Origin of the sequence: Streptomyces sp. NPDC000345 (genome assembly GCF_042898825.1) — a bacterium.
GTDB lineage: Bacteria > Actinomycetota > Actinomycetes > Streptomycetales > Streptomycetaceae > Streptomyces.
On record NZ_JBIAZE010000020.1, the window covers coordinates 1 to 16,683 of the forward strand.

Consider the following 16,683-nt stretch of genomic DNA (forward strand, 5'->3'; position numbering starts at 1 on the left):
CACCGAAGAAGAGCAGCGCTGTCACCGGCACGGCCATGATCTGAAACAGAACACAACTCACGAGGCGAAGCGAGACCTCAAGACCGGGACACTAGCCCATCCGCCCCAGGACCTCCCGTACCTTCCGGACGTCCCGCAGCCGCTGCTCGTACGTCGCCCCGAGTGCGAGCAGCAGCAGGCCGGCGAGGGCGGGAGGCAGCCAGCGGGGGAGCGCGTCGGCCACCTGGACGAGATACGGGGCCAGCTCGTGCAGCGCGTCCAGGACGAGCACCGAGCCGCCCAGCACCAGGGGCGCCTGCAGACGGTGCCGGGCACCCAGCAGGGTGAGCAGCAGGGCGGCCGCGCCCAGCAGCAGGGGGCGGGTCCACTCCGGGTCGCCCCAGGCCGCGGCCAGGCTCGGCAGGAGCGTGGCGGCGAGCCCGGGCCCGTACGCCGTCCAGGACGAGGCCTGCGGGTCGCGGCGCCGGCGCAGGACGCCGACGAGCAGCGCGGGGACCGTGACCGGCAGGGTGTACGCCTCCGGGACGGTGACCTCCCAGCCGGCCAGCCGCACCCAGGCGGCCAGGACGAAGAGCGCGGCGGCGGCGTATCCGACAGGGCGCCGCTCGGGGCGCAGGGCCGTCCCCGCGGCGATCACCGCGCACTGGGACAGCACCAGGGCGAGCAGCGGCAGGTCGAGGACCGCCAGCCCGACGGCGAGGAGACCCGCCGCGGCGCCCGCCGCCTCCACCGCGAGCGTGGTGGCGGGGTCGGTGACGCGCGGTGCGGCCAGGGCGGCGGCCGCCGGGACCACCAGCACCAGAAGCGCGATGTGCTCCGGCCGCCAGCCGGCGGAGGCGCCCACGGCGCACGCCAGGGCCGTGGCGTACCCCACGGAGGCGGCCGCGCACACCGGGGCGAGCCGCCCGCGCCGGGCGGCCACCGCGAACACGGCGGTCAGCGCCGCGAGGACGGCGAGGGTCGCCGGCTCGGCGGCCAGGGACAGGAAGGCGAGACTGACCGAGGTCGCCAGGGCGAGCGCCGTGGCCGTGCGGGCGGTGAGCCCCAGCAGCGCCAGCACTGCGAGTCCGTGCACCAGCAGGCCGGCGGTGTACGGCAGTTCCAGAGCGGCGGGCAGGACGAGCACCGCCGCCCACGCCAGGGGCAGCGCGTGCGGGCGCCACTCACCGGAGCGGACCGCGAGGACCGCGGCCACCGTGGCCAGGATCAGGGGCGCGGTGACCGCGTGCGGCGGCCAGAACGCGTCGAGGGTCGCCGCCGTACGGGCGTCAGCGGGCACCCCCGACCAGGGGCGGCCCGCCCACACGGCCGGCCCCAGCAGCGCGACGCCCACGGCGGGCACCGTCCACAGCACCGCGCACGCCTGCACCGCGCCCGAGGCCGAGACGAGTCCCCGGCGGACCGGCTCCGGGCCGCGCGCGCCGGCCAGCAGGGCGATCCCGCAGGCCAGGAAGGCCGGGACGGTCCAGTCGGCGGGCAGTGACACCCGCAGCACGCCGCCCGCACCGGCGACCAGGCACAGGCCGCCCGCCACCGCCGTGCCCGTCGCGAGACCGGGCCGCGGAGCGAACCGGGCGGCACCCAGAGCCACCACCGCCGCGAGGGAGAACAGCGCGGCCGCACGCGCCGCGGCGCCCGGACCGGCCGCGTCCAGGGAGAGCAGCCCGGCCGCCAGGGCGCCCCAGCCACCCGTGGCGAACGCGCAGACCACGGCGACGAGCCGGACGGGCCGCACGGACACCCGCAGCGCGGCCACCGTGTCCAGGGCCGCCGTCAGCAGCACGGCGGTCGTGACCGCGTACGGGCCGCCGTCCGCCGCGACCGCCCCGAGGGGGAGCGGGAGCTGGGCGGCCAGCAGGGCGGCGGGGCGGGGAAGCCGCAGGGCGGTGAGCGCGGTGCCGTACGCGGCCCAGAGCGCCGCGAGCCCCGTCGACGCCACCGCCGTGTACGTCACGCCGTCCGCCGCTCCGAACGCGGTCTCGTGCAGCGCGTACGCGTCCAGCACGGTCAGCGCCAGGCCCAGCCCCGCGACCGTCTCCGCGGTCGAGCGCAGCCCGCGCCGCAGCAGCGCCACCGGGGCGCCGAGCACGGCCACGGTGACCGCGCCCAGCACCAGGGAACGGCCGGTGATACCGAGGTGCCCCCAGCTGACCAGGGTGAACACCATCGCCGCCACGGTCAGCAGGATGCCGCCGAGCAGGAGCAGAACGTTCTGCACGCTCGGGGCGGTGGTCTCCGGCCGGGGCGCCGTGGGCGGGGCCGGGGGCAGGGGACGTACCGGCTGGAGCGTGGTGACCAGCCAGGCGCGGCGCGCCAGCAACTGGACCCTGCGGGCGTCCAGTTGGCGCAGCTCGGCGTCGAGGAGCCGCAACTCCTCGGCCGGGGGCGGAAAGTGCGTCATGCCTGGAGTGTGGTCGGCGTCACGCCGGATGCCATGAGTGCGCGTACTCAGTACGTACTCAAATGCCGTTCGCCGGACCCCGGCCCGGGCACACTCTGCCCATGGACTGGACCCACTACCGCTTCCTCAGTCTCTGGGCCCTGCCCGCGCCGCCCGCCGCCGTGTACGCCGTCCTGGAGCGGGCCGAGGACTATCCGCGCTGGTGGCGCCAGGTGCGCGAGGTGACCCGCCGCGACGGCACCAGCGGGGTGGTCCGCATCCGCTCGCTCCTGCCGTACGACATGACGTTCACCGTGCGCGAGGTGCGGCGCGATCGGGCGGCCGGGGTCCTGGAGATCGCGCTGTCCGGTGACATCGAGGGCGCGGCGCGCTGGACGGTCACCGCCGGCGGCCCCGGCGCCCTCGTCCGCTACGAGCAGGAGGTCGACGTGAACAAGCCGCTGCTCAGGCGCTTCGCCGTGCCCGGGCGCCCGCTGTTCCGCGCCAACCACCGGCTGATGATGCGGTCCGGCCGGCGCGGCCTGGCCGCGTACCTGCAAGCGGTTTGAAGGAAGCGTGCGGGGACCTGTATTGTTCACTGCGTTCCCGGGCGATTAGCTCAGTGGGAGAGCGCTTCGTTCACACCGAAGAGGTCACTGGTTCGAACCCAGTATCGCCCACCGGGAAGGAGCCGGTCCGCGTCATGCGGGCCGGCTCTTTTCGTTCGCGGCCGTCTCTCTAGGCCGCCGCCGACAGCTCCGGGCGCACCGGCCACGACGTGTCCACCGTCTCCGGGGAACCGCTGCGGGCGAACCACGCCTGGAGGCCGCGTGCCTGTGCCGCGTGCCACGCCGTCTGGAGGGCGTGCAGTTCGGCGGGGGTCAGGCGTTCCAGCCGGGCCGCGAAGCGGCGGCCCACCGCGCGGACGACCTCCAGCGCCGCCAGCGCGTCCGCCGCCGCGTCGTGCGCGTCGGACAGCGTCACGCCGTAGTGCGCGCACAGGTCGGTGAGCGTGCGCCGGCCCTTGCGGTAGCGGTCCAGGTGCTTGTCCAGGACCCGGGGGTCCAGCACCCGCAGTGGCGCCGGCTCCAGCCAGTGCCCCAGTGTCGAGGCCCGGTGCCGGCGCAGCTCGCGGTCCAGCAGCGTCAGGTCGAACGGCGCGTTCATCACCACCAACGGCCGCCCGGCCGCGGCCTGTTCGGCCAGCAGCTCGGCTATCTCGAACATCACCGGCGCCGGCCAGCGGCCGTTGCGCTGCAGATGCTCCTCCGTCAGCCCGTGCACCGCCGTCGCCTCGGCGGGCACCGGCACCCCCGGATTCACCAGCCAGCGGCTCACCCTCGGGCGTGCCCCCGGAGCGTCCTGGACGACGAGGGCGGCCGACACTATCCGGTCGGCCTCCACGTCGACGCCCGTCGTCTCCGTGTCGAAAGCGGCCAGCGGGCCCTCGTACCAGTTGGTCATATCTGCACAACCCCTCGTTCACCCACGGCAGCTGACGCACCGTCTTCTGCCTGTTTGGTGATACCCGGGCTGTTTGCGCCGTACGCCGGAAGGACACAACAGGAGTACGGGTCTTTGCAGTTCAGCGGCCCGAGGCGGGATCTCACCCGGTTGTCACCCGGCCCGGTTTCGGGCATCTCACGCGGCTTGGAAGGCTGTTGGCCATGGCGATAGCGCAGCCCGAGCGGGGCGGGCTGCTGCCCGAACACACGGGCCCCCGTCGCGGCACGCTCGCCACCACCGCCTGCATGGAGACCTTGCAGGTGGGCTACTTGCACGCGGTCGCGGCGGCCGCGGGCTGCTCGTTGTCCCAGCCGTTCCCGGACAACGGCATCGACTGGCACGTCAGCCACAGCGCACCCGGGCACACCGTGGACGACGAGGTCACCATCAAAGTGCAGCTCAAGGCGACCTACCAGATCCCGCCCAGCCCCCCGGGCCGGTCCTTCTCCTTCACGCTCGACAACGACCATCTGCGCAAGCTCGCCCGCACCCCGGTGTCGGTGCACAAGATCCTGGTCGTGATGATCGTCCCCCGGTCGCAGGACCACTGGCTGCGCGCCGGCCACGACCGCCTCGACCTGCGGCACTGCTGCTACTGGGTCAATCTCGCCGGCCACCCGATCACCGGGCGGACCCGGACCACCGTACGGATACCGACCTCACGCATCTTCGACGACCGGGCGCTGTGCGAGATCATGACGCGGGTCGGGACGGGAGGCAGACCATGACCCACCGCCCCCACGACGAGCCCCTGAGGGCGGTCCGTCCGCACCCCGAGCCCGGCTGGGACCGGGCCCCCGAGCCCGGCGAGGTCGATCCGGCCGTCCTCGCCGCCCTGCTGCGCCGGCACGGCTGGCAGCGGCGCGGCGGTGCCGCCGGACGTTACGGCCGCTGGACCCCGCCCGGGCCCGGCGGCAGCGGCACGAGCCTGCTCGTGCCCGAGAGCCGGGCCTTCCCCGACAGCGACGACCTGCTCGGCGAGGCGCTGCAGGCCCTGACCCGCAGCGGCACGCCCTCCGCGCGCGAGGTGCTGGTCGGGCTCGCCGTGCCGAGCGACGAGATCCGCTGGTGGCGCGACACCCCCGAGGGCGCTGCCGGGCCCGCCGGGGCCATGCCCTGGACGGTCGAGGAACAGCTGCGCGGCGCCGCCCGCCAGATGCTCCTCGCCGGCGCGCTCGCCACCCGCGCGCGTGCGGGCTACTACGGCGCCCGCCACCGCCGTGCCGCCGCCGCGCTGCTCGACCAGGTCCTGGTCGGTTCCGGGGCCGGCGGCCGCCGCCTGACCGCCTTCGTGCCGGCCCACCCGGCCCGCCCCCTCGCCGTACGCCTCCACCAGGCCCTGTACGCGGTCCGTGAGGCGATCGACTACCAGCGGGCCACCGGCGGCATGGACGCCTTCGACGGCGCCGTGGAGGCCGGTGCCAGCCGTGAGCTCACCGACGCTCTGATCGCCCTGGTCCGCGGCACCGAGGGCGCCCGGGTCGCGGTGGAGTGGGCGCCCGCCGCCGGGGTGCCCGAGGGCTGCGCCGCCGGCGCCGAGCCCGTCGAGTTCTCACCCGGCGACCTGCCCGTGCTGCGCGAGGCCGGCGCCCGCTATCTGCGCGAGGAGCCCGCGGTGGCCGTGCGGATCACCGGGACCGTGGTCCGGCTGCGCAGGTCGGGGCCGCGCGGCGAGGGCAGCGTCCGGCTGCGGGTGCTCGCCGGCGCGGAGATCCCGAACGTCCGGCTCACCCTCGACGAGGAGGACTACCGCATCGCCGGGCAGGCCCACCTGGTGGGGCTGCCGGTGCGGGTGCAGGGGCGGCTGGAGAGCAGGGGCGGCTTCCGCAGGCTCACCGGCGCCTGCGGGGTCGTACCGGTGCAGGTGGACGACGCGGAGCGGGACCGGTTGATGAAGTCGCTGCAGGAACATCTCGACTTCTTCGAGGAGGCCTGCGGAGGGGAGTACGACGGGGACTGATTTCGCGGTCGGCGGGTGCGGGTCGGTACGATTCCCAATTGCGCGCGCTCCCGGTATGGCGCCGCACCCACCTGCAGTCAGGAGAGACCGGTGTCAGACGTCCGTGTGATCATCCAACGCGATTCCGAGCGGGAAGAGCGCGCGGTGACGACGGGCACCACGGCCGCCGAGCTCTTCGCCGGCGAGCGCTCCGTCATCGCCGCACGCGTGGGCGGCGAGCTCAGGGACCTGTCGTACGTGCTCTTGGACGGCGAGGAGGTCGAGGGCGTCGAGATCTCCTCCGAGGACGGCCTCAACATCCTGCGCCACTCCACCGCGCATGTGATGGCCCAGGCCGTGCAGGAGCTCTTCCCCGAGGCCAAGCTGGGCATCGGCCCGCCGGTCAAGGACGGCTTCTACTACGACTTCGACGTCGAGAAGCCGTTCACGCCCGAGGATCTCAAGGCCATCGAGAAGAAGATGCAGGAGATCCAGAAGCGGGGGCAGAGGTTCGCCCGCCGTGTCGTCACCGACGAGGCCGCCCGCGAGGAGCTCGCGGACGAGCCCTACAAGTTGGAACTGATCGGTCTCAAGGGCTCCGCGTCCAGCGACGACGGCGCGGACGTCGAGGTCGGCGCCGGCGAGCTGACGATCTACGACAACCTCGACGCCAAGACCGGCGAGCTGTGCTGGAAGGACCTCTGCCGCGGTCCCCACCTGCCCTCCACCCGCCTCATCCCGGCGTTCAAGCTGATGCGCAACGCGGCCGCCTACTGGCGCGGCAGCGAGAAGAACCCCATGCTCCAGCGCATCTACGGCACCGCCTGGCCGTCCAAGGACGAGCTGAAGGCGTACCTCGACTTCCTCGCCGAGGCCGAGAAGCGCGACCACCGCAAGCTGGGCTCCGAGCTCGACCTGTTCTCCATCCCCGAGCAGATCGGCTCCGGCCTCGCCGTCTTCCACCCCAAGGGCGGCATCGTCCGCCGCGTGATGGAGGACTACTCGCGCCGCCGCCACGAGGAGGAGGGCTACGAGTTCGTCTACACCCCGCACGCGACGAAGGGGAAGCTCTTCGAGACCTCGGGCCACCTGGACTGGTACGCCGACGGCATGTACCCGCCCATGCAGCTCGACGAGGGCGTGGACTACTACCTCAAGCCCATGAACTGCCCGATGCACAACCTGATCTTCGACGCGCGCGGCCGCTCCTACCGCGAACTGCCGCTGCGTCTCTTCGAGTTCGGGACCGTGTACCGGTACGAGAAGTCGGGCGTCGTGCACGGTCTCACCCGTGCCCGCGGCTTCACCCAGGACGACGCGCACATCTACTGCACCCGTGAACAGATGTCGGACGAGCTCGACAAGACGCTCACCTTCGTCCTCGGCCTGCTGCGCGACTACGGCCTGACCGACTTCTACCTGGAGCTGTCCACCAAGGACCCGGAGAAGTTCGTCGGTTCCGACGAGGTCTGGGAGGAGGCCACCGAGACGCTCCGCCAGGTCGCCGAGAAGCAGGGCCTGCCCCTCGTGCCCGACCCGGGCGGCGCCGCCTTCTACGGGCCGAAGATCTCCGTCCAGACCAAGGACGCCATCGGCCGCACCTGGCAGATGTCGACCATCCAGCTCGACTTCAACCTGCCCGAGCGCTTCGACCTGGAGTACACCGGCCCGGACGGCTCCAAGCAGCGTCCGGTCATGATCCACCGCGCGCTGTTCGGCTCCATCGAGCGGTTCTTCGCGGTGCTCCTGGAGCACTATGCGGGCGCCTTCCCGGCGTGGCTGGCCCCGGTCCAGGCGATCGGCATCCCGATCGGCGACGGGCACGTGGAGTACCTGGAGAAGTTCGCCGCGGCCGCGAAGAAGCAGGGGCTGCGCGTCGAGGTCGACTCCTCCTCCGACCGTATGCAGAAGAAGATCCGCAACGCCCAGAAGCAGAAGGTGCCCTTCATGGTCATCGCGGGCGACGAGGACATGTCGAACGGCTCGGTGTCCTTCCGCTACCGCGACGGCTCACAGGAGAACGGCATCCCGTTCGACGAGGCCCTCGCGAAGATCGCGAAGGTCGTCGAGGAGCGGACCCAGGTCTGACGCACCCGTGACACCGGCCCCCGGGGGAGATCACTTCCCCGGGGGCCACCCCGGGTCCTCCCCGTCCCGCGCGAACCGCTGCATCAGCCACGACGAGAACGATCCCGTCACCGCGCCCAGCAGCGCGAGGCCGCAGCCCATCAGGCCCACCGCGATCAGCCGCCCCAGCAGCGTCACCGGGACGACGTCGCCGTAGCCCACGGTCGCCAGCGTGGCGGCCGCCCACCACAGCCCGTCGCCGAACGTGCGGATCGAGGCGCCCGCGGCGTCGTGCTCGACGTGGTACTCGGACAAGGCCGCGGTGACGCCGAGCAGGCCGGAGGACAGGCCCGCGTACATCATCACCCGCGCCTGCAGTGGCAGCCGCGGCTCGCCCCGGCGGCGCGCGTCCACGCCCTCGTAGATCCGTACGATGCGCACCGGTCGCAGCAGCGGCAGCAGCACCACCAGCGAGTCCAGCCAGTGACGGTGCACGAAGGCCGGCCCCTCACCGCTGAGCCGCCAGCGCACCGCGTAGTCGACGACGAACAGGGCCCAGGACGCGTACGTCACCGCGAGACACAGATCGCGCACGGGCTCGGGCAGTCCCTCCCCCAGGACGCGCACCCCGTACGACACGAGAAACAGGACTGAGGCCACGGCGAGCGGGAGTCCCGCCCGCCGCTCCCAGCGGGCCGTACGGTCTTCGGCGTCCACCGTCCCAGCTTCGCCCGGGAGGCACTTCTCCCAACCCCGGCGACACGCCGCAAACGGGCGAAGCCATATGCTGCCTTGCATGACGAGTGAGCCGGAGCAGCAGATCGGAGTGGGGACGCAGGACGCGTTCCAGCGCCTGTGGACGCCCCACCGGATGGCCTACATCCAGGGCGAGAACAAGCCGACCGGCCCGGGTGCCGACGACGGCTGTCCCTTCTGCTCGATTCCGGCGAAGTCCGACGAGGACGGGCTGGTCGTCAAGCGGGGCGAGCACGTGTACGCGGTGCTCAACCTCTACCCGTACAACGGCGGCCATCTGATGACCGTGCCCTACCGGCACGTCGCCGACTACACCGATCTGACCGGTCCCGAGACCGTCGAGCTGGCCGAGCTGACCAAGCAGGCGATGACGGCGTTGCGCACCGCGTCCGGCGCGCACGGCTTCAACATCGGGATGAACCAGGGGACCGTGGCGGGCGCGGGCATCGCCGCCCACCTCCACCAGCACATCGTGCCCCGCTGGGGCGGCGACACCAACTTCATGCCGGTGGTCGGCCACACGCGCGTGCTGCCCCAGCTGCTGGCGGACACGAGGAAGATGCTCGCGGAGGCCTGGCCGCAGGCGTGATCGTCAGCTCGTCCGGCGGGTGAGGACGGGAGTGCGGGCCGACGGGGGCCGGGGCGCGGAGCCCCGGCCCCCGTCGGCCCGTCCGCACGCGGATCGAGCCGCCGCAGGCCTACGCGTCGTAGGTGTCGGCCTTCTTCGGGGAGACCTCCTGGACCGCACCGCTGAGGGCCGAGGCGCGCGAGCTGAACTTCTCCACGTCCACGTCGTGCTCCCTGAGCACCCGGAGCGCGGCCCTGTGCACCGCCCGCAGCACCGGTGTGGCCGCGCGCAGCGCGTCGTCGGCCATGAAGCGATGGCTCCAGGGCTGGTCGGCCCAGGCGTGCCGCAGGCCGAAGGGCTCCGGCAGGCCGATGGAGCCGCCGAGCCACTTCAGCAGCGGCGGGTACCAGCTGATCGTGGCCCGGGCGGCCAGCCGGACCACCTCGTCGGGGGTGACCAGCGGCAGCTTGACGGTCCGGGTCTCCCAGAAGCGGACGGTCTTGGCGACCTCCTTGGTGGGGGCCTCCGGCTTGGTGCTGAACAGGCCGTTGACCGGGCCCAGGGCGTGTCCGGTGACCTCGATGCGCAGGGTCTCCTTGAGCACGGTCACCGTGATCATCATGGTGAGGATCAGATCGCCGTTCCACAGATGCGGCCACTGCACGCCCAGGTAGTGCCGGTCGCCGCTGTCGAACTGCTGGTTGTTGCAGATGTCCTCGACGGCCTTCGGCTTGACCTGGTACGCCTCCACGTCGGTCCCCTCGGGCCGGGCCACCGCCTTGGCGCCCGCTCCCACATGCGTGACGATCCAGTGCCGTACCGACGGCTGGGGGAAGCCCCCGGTCTTCAGATGCTGCCGGTGCAGCACGCTCAGCTCGTCGTGGATCGCCCGGACGACCGTCCAGCTGCGGAACTCGTGGACGCCCTTGACCGGGTCGGTCGGCACCAGCTCCTCCGCGAGGTGCCAGGCGCCCCACCGCGTGCCCATGCCGAGTATGCCCTTGGGGCCGGCGTAGAAGACCGAGTTCGACTGCTGCTCGGCGCTGAGCCGCGCCAGGGACTGGCGCAGCTGCTCGGCCGCGGCCTGGTCGGGGCTGGTGGGCACCGCCTCGGGGACTTTCGCGCCGACGCTGCCGCCGGACAGCAGGCTGTCCCAGCGCTCGCGCAGATCCAGCGCCGTGCTCTCGCACACCCGCTTGGCCAGGAACCAGCCGGCCACCGGGGCAACGATGCACCCGCGCGCGTACCACCCCGCGAGGCCGGCGAACGGCATACGGACCAGGAAGATCACTGCGAGGGCGGCCACGGCGACGAGCAGGCCGGTACCGAGGCCGGAGATCCGCTTGTTGTCCGTCCTGCCCACGGTGGCCCGGAGCTGGAAGACGAGCAGCCACACCAGCAGGCCCGGCAGGAAGAGCACCCCGCACAGCAGCATGATGCCGGTCAGCTTCTGGTCGCGTTCGCGGCGGATGCGGTTGGCTGCGAGGCAGTGCTCGACGACGACCTGCGGTTCGCTGCCGAAGGACTGGATGAGCGGCTTGCGGCCGACGCCCAGCATGCGGTCGATCACCGCCTGGGAGTACGCCTCACCGAAGTTGGGCCGGAAGATCCTGGCCCACCTGCGGCCCTCGTTGACCGTCGACTGGTGCCATTCGTTGTCGGCCTTCTTTATCTCCTCCATGGGGGTGTCCCGGTAGGCCGCCGAGGCCAGGGCGTAGGTCGGGGCCTGCCCCTCGCCGCCCGTCCGCGGCACCTGTGGTCCGAAGATGTCCGCCCAACCGCTGTCAACGGTCATTCCCGCCCCCGATCGCCGCAACTCTCGCTCCTGCGGCCTTCCCGACTTCCGTACGCCGCACACCTGTTGATCAGGTCATCAGCGTATCCCCAGCCACCGGCGTCCGTCGGCGGACGGCCGAAGCCGCCCGCCGAACCGGAGGATTACCTTCCTCCCACGTCACTTGAGTGTGCCGAGGCATCAATCCCTAACTGGCCTCCGCCTGTTGGCGGACCCGCTCGGCCACCTGCGCCGGCATCGGCTCGTGCCGGGCGTAGGCGCGGTGGAAACGGGCCGTGCCGTGCGAGACCGAGCGCAGATCGACCGCGTACCGCCCGATCTCGATCTCGGGCACCTCGGCCCGCACCAAGGTGCGCCCGCCGGCCGTCTGTTCGGTGCCCAGCACCCGGCCGCGCCGCCCCGACAGGTCGCTCATCACGGCGCCCACGTAGTCGTCGCCGACCAGGACGCTCACCTCGGCCACCGGCTCGAGGAGATGGATCTTCGCGTCCGCCGCGGCCTCCCGCAGCGCCAGCGCGCCGGCCGTCTGGAACGCGGCGTCGGAGGAGTCCACCGAGTGCGCCTTGCCGTCGAGCAGGGTGATCCGCACGTCGACCAGCGGATGCCCGCTCGCGACCCCCTTGGCCGCCTGTGCCCGCACGCCCTTCTCGACGGAGGGTATGAACTGCCGCGGCACCGCGCCGCCGACGACCTTGTCCACGAACTCGATGCCGGAGCCGCCCGGCAGCGGCTCCACCTCGATCTCGCAGATGGCGTACTGCCCGTGCCCGCCGGACTGCTTCACGTGCCGCCCGCGCCCGGCCGACGGGCCGGCGAACGTCTCCCGCAGGGAGACCTTGTGCGGTACGACGTCGACCTGGACGCCGTAGCGGGAGCGCAGCCGCTCCAGGGCCACGTCCGCGTGCGCCTCGCCCAGACACCACAGCACGACCTGGTGGGTGTCCTGGTTCTGCTCCAGGCGCATCGTCGGGTCCTCGGCGACCAGCCGGGCCAGGCCCTGCGACAGCTTGTCCTCGTCGGGCTTGCTGTGCGCCTGGATGGCCAGCGGCAGCAGCGGGTCGGGCATCTGCCAGGGCTCCATGAGGAGCGGGTCGTCCTTCGCGGAGAGCGTGTCGCCGGTCTCCGCGCGGCTGAGTTTCGCCACGCACGCGAGGTCGCCCGCGATGGCGTGCGTCAGGACCCGCTGCTGCTTGCCGAAGGGAGCGGACAGGGCGCCGACGCGCTCGTCGACGTCGTGGTCCTCGTGACCCCGGTCGGTCAGCCCGTGTCCGGAGACATGGACGGTCTCGTCGGGGCGCAGGGTGCCGGAGAACACGCGCACCAGCGACACCCGCCCGACGTAGGGGTCGGACGAGGTCTTCACGACCTCCGCGACCAGCGGCCCGTCCGGGTCGCAGGGTTTCAGCTCGCGCGGCCGGCCGTCGACCGTCGTCACCCGTGGCGCCTCGCGCTCCAGGGGCGTCGGGAAACCCCTCGTGATCAGCTCCAGCAGTTCGACGGTGCCGATGCCCTGCCGGGCGCCGTCGGCGGCGGGGGCGGCCGCCAGGACGGGGAAGAACGTGCCGCGCGCGACGGCCCGCTCCAGGTCCTCGATCAGCGTCTTGACGTCGACCTGCTCGCCGCCGAGATAGCGGTCCATCAGGGTCTCGTCCTCGCTCTCGGCGATGATCCCCTCGATCAGCCGGCCCCGGGCCTCCTCGAGGTCCGGCAGCACGTCCTCGCCCGGCTCCAGCTCCTTGCGCTCGCCGGAGGAGTAGTCGAACAGCTTCTGCGACAGCAGCCCGGTCAGACCGGTCACGGGCGCGTGCCCGTCCGGCGCCTGCGGGCCGCGCAGCGGCAGGTACAGCGGGAGGACGGCGTCCGGATCGTCGCCGCCGAACGCCTCCGCGCAGACCCGTGTCATCTCCTCGAAGTCCGCGCGGGCGGCCTCCAGATGCGTGACGACGATCGCGCGCGGCATGCCGACGGCCGCGCACTCCTCCCACACCATGCGGGTCGAGCCGTCCACTCCGTCCGAGGCCGAGACGACGAAGAGGGCCGCGTCCGCGGCGCGCAGACCGGCCCTGAGCTCCCCGACGAAGTCGGCGTATCCGGGGGTGTCGAGAAGGTTGACCTTGATGCCGTCCCATTCGACCGGCACCAGGGACAGCTGTACGGAGCGCTGCTGCCGGTGCTCGATCTCGTCGTAGTCCGAGACGGTGCCGCCGTCCTCCACGCGGCCCGCCCGGTTCACCGCTCCCGCCGTCAGCGCGAGAGCCTCCACCAATGTCGTCTTGCCCGAACCGGAGTGGCCGACCAGCACCACATTCCGTACGGACGCGGGATGGTCGGCCGCCGTAGCCCTGCCGGCGGCCCCGGGGTGTGTGTTCGCCTTGTCGCCCATCGTCTTGCCTCCCGTGCACGGTGAGGTCACTGGGGGCGCGGGCACGACGGCCCCGCGTGCTGGCGGCTCCGGCGACGCCCGCGGTCCTTCGAGCTTTCCACTCCCGTCACGGCGCGTCCATACGACGGACGCCACGGCACCTCCCGGCCGTGCCGGGGGCCGCGCCGGGCGGCGCGTTCCGGCCGTTCCGCGACCGGGGCGCGACCGGGATGCCGCGTGGCCGTGACACGGGGTCCGGGTGCCCGCCCGTCGCACACACGCGCGCGTGACTACGATGGGCCAGCCGGTGGCCAGCAGGGGCCGCGCGGCGACACCGACCCTCGGGAAGGCCATGCTGAACAAGTACGCGCGTGCATTCTTCACGCGTGTCCTCACTCCGTTCGCCGCGTTTCTGATCCGCAGAGGCGTCAGCCCCGACACGGTCACGCTCATCGGCACCGCCGGGGTGGTCGCGGGGGCGCTGGTCTTCTATCCCCGGGGCGAGTTCTTCTGGGGCACGGTCGTGATCACGCTGTTCGTGTTCTCCGACCTCGTCGACGGGAACATGGCCCGCCAGCTCGGCCGCTCCAGCCGCTGGGGCGCCTTCCTGGACTCCACGCTCGACCGGGTCGCCGACGGCGCGATCTTCGGCGGCTTCGCCCTCTGGTACGCGGGAGGCGGCGACGACAACGTGCTGTGCGCCGTCTCGATCTTCTGCCTGGCCAGCGGCCAGGTGGTGTCGTACACCAAGGCCCGGGGCGAGTCGATCGGGCTGCCGGTCGCCGTCAACGGGCTCGTCGAACGGGCCGAACGCCTGGTGGTCTCCCTGGTCGCGGCCGGACTCGCGGGGCTGCACAAGTTCGGCGTGCCGGGCATCCAGTACCTGCTGCCGGTCGCCCTGTGGATCGTCGCCGTGGGCAGCCTGGTCACCCTGATCCAGCGGGTCGTCACCGTCCGGCGGGAGTCGGCCGAGGCGGAGGCCGCCGCGGCCGAGGAGGCCCAGGGACACGAGACCCAGGGGAGCGAGGCCGCGAAGTGAACCCCCAGGAGCGCCTGGCCGACGCGCTGTACGGTCTCGGCTGGAGCACCGTCAAGAAGCTCCCCGAGCCGGCCGCCGTGCGTCTGGGCCGGTCCGTCGCCGACCTCGCCTGGAAACGCCGTGGCAAGGGCGTGCGCCGGCTGGAGAGCAACTACGCGCGCGTGCTGCCCGACGCCGGCCCCGAGCGCCTCGCCGAGCTCTCACGCGCGGGCATGCGGTCCTACCTGCGCTACTGGATGGAGTCCTTCCGGCTCCCCACGTGGAGCGAGGAGCGGATCAGCACCGGATTCGACCCCAAGGACCTGCACCACCTCACCGACGGCCTCGCCTCCGGCCGGGGCGTCGTCCTCGCGCTGCCCCACATGGCGAACTGGGACCTCGCCGGCGCCTGGGTCACCACCCGGCTGCGGATCCCGTTCACCACGGTCGCCGAGCGCCTCAAGCCCGAGTCCCTGTACGACCGCTTCGTCGCCTATCGCGAGGGCCTCGGCATGGAGGTCCTGCCGCACAGCGGCGGCGCCGCCTTCGGCACGCTGGCCCGGCGGCTGCGCGACGGCGGCCTGGTCTGCCTGGTAGCCGAGCGCGACCTGTCCGCCTCGGGCGTCGAGGTGACCTTCTTCGGCGACACGGCCACCATGCCCGCCGGCCCGGCCCTGCTCGCCCAGCAGACCGGCGCGCTCCTGCTCCCCGTCACGCTCTGGTACGACGACTCGCCGGTCATGCAGGGCCGCGTCCATCCCCCGGTCGAGGTGCCCGGGACAGGTACGCGGGCCGAGAAGACGTCTGTCATGACACAAGCCCTGGCAGACACCTTCGCCTCGGGCATCGCCGACCACCCGGAGGACTGGCACATGCTGCAGCGGCTGTGGCGCGCGGATCTCGACCCCGCCCGCTCGGGTCCCGGGGGGACCGCGTGAGAATCGGCATCGTCTGCCCGTACTCCTGGGACGTGCCGGGTGGCGTCCAATTCCACATCCGCGACCTCGCCGAGTACTTCATCCGGCTCGGCCACGAGGTGTCCGTCCTCGCCCCCGCGGACGACGACACCCCGCTGCCGCCGTACGTCGTCTCGGCCGGCCGCGCGGTCCCGGTGCCGTACAACGGGTCGGTGGCCCGGCTGAACTTCGGCTTCCTCAGCGCCGCGCGCGTGCGCCGCTGGCTGCACGACGGGTCCTTCGACGTCATCCACATCCACGAGCCCACGTCCCCCTCGCTGGGCCTGCTGGCGTGCTGGGCCGCGCAGGGGCCCATCGTGGCGACCTTCCACACCTCCAACCCCCGCTCGCGCGCGATGATCGCCGCGTACGCGATCCTCCAGGCCGCCCTGGAGAAGATCAGCGCGCGGATCGCGGTCAGCGAGTACGCCCGCCGCACCCTGGTCGAGCACCTCGGCGGGGACGCGGTCGTCATCCCCAACGGCGTCGACGTCGACTTCTTCGCCAAGGCCGAGCCCAGACCCGAGTGGCAGGGCGACACCATCGGCTTCGTCGGCCGCATCGACGAGCCCCGCAAGGGCCTGCCGGTGCTGATGAAGGCGCTGCCGCGGATCTTCGCCGAGCGCCCGAACGCCCGTCTGCTGGTGGCCGGGCGCGGCGACGAGGAGGAGGCGGTGGCGCACCTGCCGAAGGAGCTGCGCGGGCGCGTGGAGTTCCTCGGCATGGTCAGCGACGAGGACAAGGCCCGCTTCCTGCGCAGCGTCGACCTGTACGTCGCCCCCAACACCGGGGGCGAGAGCTTCGGCATCATCCTCGTCGAGGCCATGTCGGCGGGCGCCCCCGTCCTCGCCTCCGATCTCGACGCCTTCGCGCAGGTCCTCGACCAGGGCGCGGCGGGCGAGCTGTTCGCCAACGAGGACGCCGACGCGCTGGCCGAGGCGGCCGTACGGCTCCTGGGCGACCCGGAGCGCAGGGCCGAACTGCGCGAGCGGGGCAGCGCCCACGTCCGGCGCTTCGACTGGTCCACGGTCGGCGCGGACATCCTGTCGGTGTACGAGACGGTCACGGCGGGCGCGGCGGCGGTGGCGGCGGCCGGCGACGACCGGGGGGCGCCGGGGCTGCGGTCCCGGCTGGGGCTGGCGCGGGACTGACCGGCCCCCCCCGGTGCGGCGGGGCGCACCGCCGGCTTTGCTGCGCGTGACCGTAACCCTCGGCTGCTCCTTGGTCGGCGCGTACATCGTGTCGGTGCAGGAGACGGTCACGGCGGGCGCGGCGGCGGTGGCGACGACCGGGGGGCGCCGGGGCTGCGGTCCCGGCTGGGGCTGGCGCGGGACTG

General features: G+C 72.9%; 13 protein-coding genes and 1 tRNA gene. 9 read left to right on the forward strand and 5 right to left on the reverse strand.

Translation table 11 applies throughout. From position 1 onward, the window contains the following. Positions 1–91: 91 nt before the first annotated feature. A complete protein-coding gene (locus ACFY30_RS34520; protein ID WP_390849092.1) occupies positions 92–2,401 on the reverse strand; it encodes an SCO7613 C-terminal domain-containing membrane protein in 2,310 nt (769 codons plus the stop codon). 101 nt (positions 2,402–2,502) lie between these two features. On the opposite strand from ACFY30_RS34520, the gene ACFY30_RS34525 reads away from it, so the two are divergent. Further along, positions 2,503–2,949 (forward strand): SRPBCC family protein, encoded by a 447-nt coding sequence (locus ACFY30_RS34525; RefSeq protein WP_390849093.1) that lies wholly within the window; start codon positions 2,503–2,505, stop codon positions 2,947–2,949. 39 nt (positions 2,950–2,988) lie between these two features. Continuing rightward, positions 2,989–3,060 (forward strand) — tRNA-Val (locus ACFY30_RS34530). Between the two features lie 58 nt (positions 3,061–3,118). Here the strand turns inward: ACFY30_RS34530 and ACFY30_RS34535 are convergent. Then, complete coding sequence (locus ACFY30_RS34535; protein ID WP_390849094.1) at positions 3,119–3,844, reverse strand: exonuclease domain-containing protein; 726 nt, start codon at positions 3,842–3,844, stop codon at positions 3,119–3,121. Positions 3,845–4,047: 203 nt separating this feature from the next. On the opposite strand from ACFY30_RS34535, the gene ACFY30_RS34540 reads away from it, so the two are divergent. From ACFY30_RS34540 to thrS, 3 genes are all read left to right on the forward strand, one after another. Continuing rightward, positions 4,048–4,614: a DUF4365 domain-containing protein gene (locus ACFY30_RS34540; RefSeq protein ID WP_390849095.1), complete on the forward strand. Its 567-nt coding sequence runs from the start codon at positions 4,048–4,050 to the stop codon at positions 4,612–4,614. Then, positions 4,611–5,846, forward strand: a complete 1,236-nt coding sequence (locus tag ACFY30_RS34545; RefSeq protein WP_390849096.1) for a hypothetical protein — start codon at positions 4,611–4,613, stop codon at positions 5,844–5,846. The genes ACFY30_RS34540 and ACFY30_RS34545 overlap by 4 nt, the downstream gene beginning before the upstream one ends. 90 nt (positions 5,847–5,936) lie before the next feature. Further along, positions 5,937–7,913 (forward strand): threonine--tRNA ligase, encoded by a 1,977-nt coding sequence (gene thrS, locus ACFY30_RS34550; RefSeq protein ID WP_390849097.1) that lies wholly within the window; start codon positions 5,937–5,939, stop codon positions 7,911–7,913. A 30-nt stretch (positions 7,914–7,943) separates the two neighbouring features. On the opposite strand, the gene ACFY30_RS34555 is transcribed toward thrS, so the two are convergent. Continuing rightward, positions 7,944–8,609, reverse strand: a complete 666-nt coding sequence (locus ACFY30_RS34555; RefSeq protein ID WP_390849098.1) for a potassium channel family protein — start codon at positions 8,607–8,609, stop codon at positions 7,944–7,946. A 67-nt stretch (positions 8,610–8,676) separates the two neighbouring features. On the opposite strand from ACFY30_RS34555, the gene ACFY30_RS34560 reads away from it, so the two are divergent. Next, the gene (locus ACFY30_RS34560) at positions 8,677–9,237 is read left to right on the forward strand and encodes an HIT family protein (protein WP_390660891.1); all 561 of its coding nucleotides are present in this window, start codon (positions 8,677–8,679) and stop codon (positions 9,235–9,237) included. 109 nt (positions 9,238–9,346) lie between these two features. Here the strand turns inward: ACFY30_RS34560 and ACFY30_RS34565 are convergent, their stop codons facing one another. Both ACFY30_RS34565 and ACFY30_RS34570 read right to left on the reverse strand, forming a co-directional pair. Next, positions 9,347–11,011, reverse strand: coding sequence for a hypothetical protein (locus ACFY30_RS34565; RefSeq protein ID WP_390849099.1), 1,665 nt, complete (start codon positions 11,009–11,011; stop codon positions 9,347–9,349). A gap of 187 nt (positions 11,012–11,198) precedes the next feature. Beyond that, positions 11,199–13,394, reverse strand: a complete 2,196-nt coding sequence (locus tag ACFY30_RS34570) for an elongation factor G-like protein EF-G2 (protein WP_390849100.1) — start codon at positions 13,392–13,394, stop codon at positions 11,199–11,201. Positions 13,395–13,668: 274 nt separating this feature from the next. Here ACFY30_RS34570 and pgsA point away from each other — a divergent pair, with 274 nt between their 5' ends. Genes pgsA through ACFY30_RS34585 form a run of 3 tightly spaced genes read left to right on the forward strand, consistent with a single transcriptional unit; the run spans position 13,669 to position 16,498 of the window. Next, positions 13,669–14,412 (forward strand): phosphatidylinositol phosphate synthase, encoded by a 744-nt coding sequence (gene pgsA, locus ACFY30_RS34575; RefSeq protein ID WP_390849204.1) that lies wholly within the window; start codon positions 13,669–13,671, stop codon positions 14,410–14,412. Continuing rightward, positions 14,409–15,329: a phosphatidylinositol mannoside acyltransferase gene (locus ACFY30_RS34580; protein ID WP_390849101.1), complete on the forward strand. Its 921-nt coding sequence runs from the start codon at positions 14,409–14,411 to the stop codon at positions 15,327–15,329. Before pgsA ends, ACFY30_RS34580 begins: the two co-directional genes overlap by 4 nt. Continuing rightward, complete coding sequence (locus ACFY30_RS34585; RefSeq protein ID WP_390849102.1) at positions 15,326–16,498, forward strand: glycosyltransferase family 4 protein; 1,173 nt, start codon at positions 15,326–15,328, stop codon at positions 16,496–16,498. Before ACFY30_RS34580 ends, ACFY30_RS34585 begins: the two co-directional genes overlap by 4 nt. Positions 16,499–16,683 lie beyond the last annotated feature (185 nt).